Raw genomic sequence first — 2,421 nt, 5'->3', positions numbered from 1 at the left:
GACCACAGCCAGGCTGCCGCCCAGCATCTTGCTGGCGGCACGTTGGAGGCTGGTTTTGGTGTCGCTCGACATGAGTGGTGATCAAAAGTTAGGCGCAGGGCTACATCAACACCGCCCGAAGCCGGCGAGCAAGATTCAGACCTGTGATTGCCGTTCGACGCCGCTACGCGTTGAACGCGACACTGCCGAGCAACACCGATCGGTGCTGTTTCGGAATGCCTCTCAAGAGGGCGTTGACGAAAATGTCCTGCAGCTGGTACGCCGCGCTCGTGTCGCCTGAAATCATGGACACCCTGAACAGCAGACCGTCGGGGATCTTCCCGTTCAACCCGTAGGCCAGGCGGGCCCGGTTCTGCTCGAACCAGCCCCTGACCACGTCATCCCCGATGCGCATCCAGTAGGTGATGGGTTCGACGCGGCTGCCGAGCTGGCCAATCAGTCGCATCACGGGCAGCGACGAATCCCCCACATGCATGACGTCGGGATGCAATTGGCTGACCCTGAATCCCTGGGCCGCATAACAAACCTCTGGCTTGTGGAGCTGCAATGCGCGCGACTGGTTGGCTCCATAGGCCAGCGACAACATGATCCGTTCGCCGGCACGGTTGACGTAGGTGCGCGAGAGGATCTTGTCGTAGATCGCATTGAGCGTGTTGGCGACATCCGCCGCCACCTCCAGCGGCACGATGCTTCGATCCAGCGTCCAGCCCTCAAAAGCTTGCGGGATGATCCGGTCAAGATCCGGCATCTGATCGGGCCGCGTGATCGTCGGCTTGGGCTGGAGCAGCTCGCCCGCCACGGCGGCGCCGGTCATGAGCCCCGCGGCCAGCACTGCCCGGCGGCGCAAAGGGAGAGGGGATCGCTGGTTCATGAGCTCAACCCAATTCAGTGTGCGCCCGGGTGGCCGGCACGAATTTCCCGATCAGCTTGTCGACGACCAGCATCAGGAAGAGTGCCACCATGAAGAGGACCATCCCCGCGAAACCGTGGACAAACCCCTGGCCCGCTTCATCCCCGAAATGGTAGGTGATCAACACCAGGATGATGACCCGAACGATATTCGCGCAGAACGACACCGGAATGAGGACCGACGCGAGCAAGACGTTCCGAAGCGGTGACGTGTAGCCCATCAGATTCATGTACAGCAGCCCCAGCGCTTCGAGCGTGAACATGGAATTCAAACCGGCACAGGCATCGGCCACCAGCAGTTGATAAGGGCCGACCGACAAGATCACGCCACTGCGCGCGATCGGGTAGCCGGCCATGTGCATGATGGATTCCGCGACATAGGAAACTGCCGCCTTGAGAGGCGTGGTGACCACCTGCACGAGCACGCTGGGCAAGGGCACCATGAACAGCATGAACAACAGCGGAAACGCCAATACTCGCAGGCCTGCCGACCCCTTCATCAAGTGACAGACCGCGGCGAGCACGAAGATCTGAGACAACACTTCGAAGCTATCGAGCTGCTGCGTGCGGCCGAGCAGGTAGAGCGGCATGCCGACGGCGAACAGCAGGCCGGCGACGAGGAAGCTGCCCTTGTTGTCGGGCAGCGCAGCAACCTGCTCACGCCGCCGCCAAGCCAACCAGAACGATATGGCCAGGATGATCGGGCCGTGGCCTTGTTCCGCCGATGCCCAAACGGTCTGCGAGAGGCCGACATAGGTCGGCACGTACATGAGCGCAAAGGCAACGAGCAGGGGCAACCACACCGTCCAATAGTTGCTCCACGGGACGCTTCGAGCCGTCGGACTAGATACCGAAACCTTCAACATGTCCCGTGGAACCAATTCTCAAACGTTAGACGGATTGCCCAGCACGCTGGCCGGAGTTGCTCAAAATTCGTTGACCACCACACCTGCCACGACGGCCGGCGTTTCCGCCAAGTTGCCGACGAGATCCTGTAGCGCCGAGATACGCCCGTGATCCTTGCGGGCAAGAACCAGCGCCGCGCCACATCGCGCAGCGATCACCACGCTGTCGCTGCCATAGCAAGCGGCCGGGCTGTCCACCACGACATGATCGAACTTCGTGGCCAGCTCGCGCATGAGCAGGCCAAATGCGGGCCGTTCAACCAGTTCCAGCGGGTTCGGGGGCGTGGTGCCCACCGGCAGGACGAACAGGCTTTGCACGTTAGGCACCTGCTGGATGACCTTGGCCTCCGCGCGGCCGCTCAAGATGCCGGAAAGGCCGGCATCGTTACTCACGCCAAACACTTCGTGCTGACGCGGATGCCTCATGTCGGCATCGACCAACAAGGTACGCCCGCCAAGCTGGGCCAGAACCACGGCGAGGTTCGCCGCAAAGTAGGTCTTTCCGTCGCCACTGTCGGGGCTCACCACGGCAATCGCCCTGCGCTGCTGGCCCTCGTTGTAGAGCCGCATCATGATCTGGCTGCGCACCGCGCGGAAGCTTTCGGCC

The 2,421-nt window shown here is 62.1% G+C and carries 3 protein-coding genes; all 3 read right to left on the bottom strand.

Translation table 11 applies throughout. The features are described from left to right. Nucleotides 1-163 precede the first annotated feature (163 nt). Complete coding sequence (epsI, locus tag ACXJKR_RS29905; protein ID WP_082533011.1) at nt 164-871, bottom strand: exosortase-associated protein EpsI, B-type; 708 nt, start codon at nt 869-871, stop codon at nt 164-166. A 4-nt stretch (nt 872-875) separates the two neighbouring features. Then, nucleotides 876-1,712, bottom strand: coding sequence for an exosortase B (gene xrtB / locus ACXJKR_RS29900; RefSeq protein ID WP_457325932.1), 837 nt, complete (start codon nt 1,710-1,712; stop codon nt 876-878). Between the two features lie 123 nt (nt 1,713-1,835). Then, nucleotides 1,836-2,421 (bottom strand): CpsD/CapB family tyrosine-protein kinase (locus tag ACXJKR_RS29895; protein WP_457325931.1); only part of this gene is annotated, 586 nt, incomplete at its 5' end.

The sequence above is a fragment of the Roseateles sp. P5_E11 genome (genome assembly GCF_054049355.1).
This window is presented reverse-complemented; position numbering and strand designations above follow the sequence as displayed.

Coding starts and splice junctions, on each gene's coding strand:
- epsI (WP_082533011.1), bottom strand. CDS start 871: ATGAACCAGCGATCCCCTCTCCCTTTGCGCCGCCGGGCAGTGCTGGCC.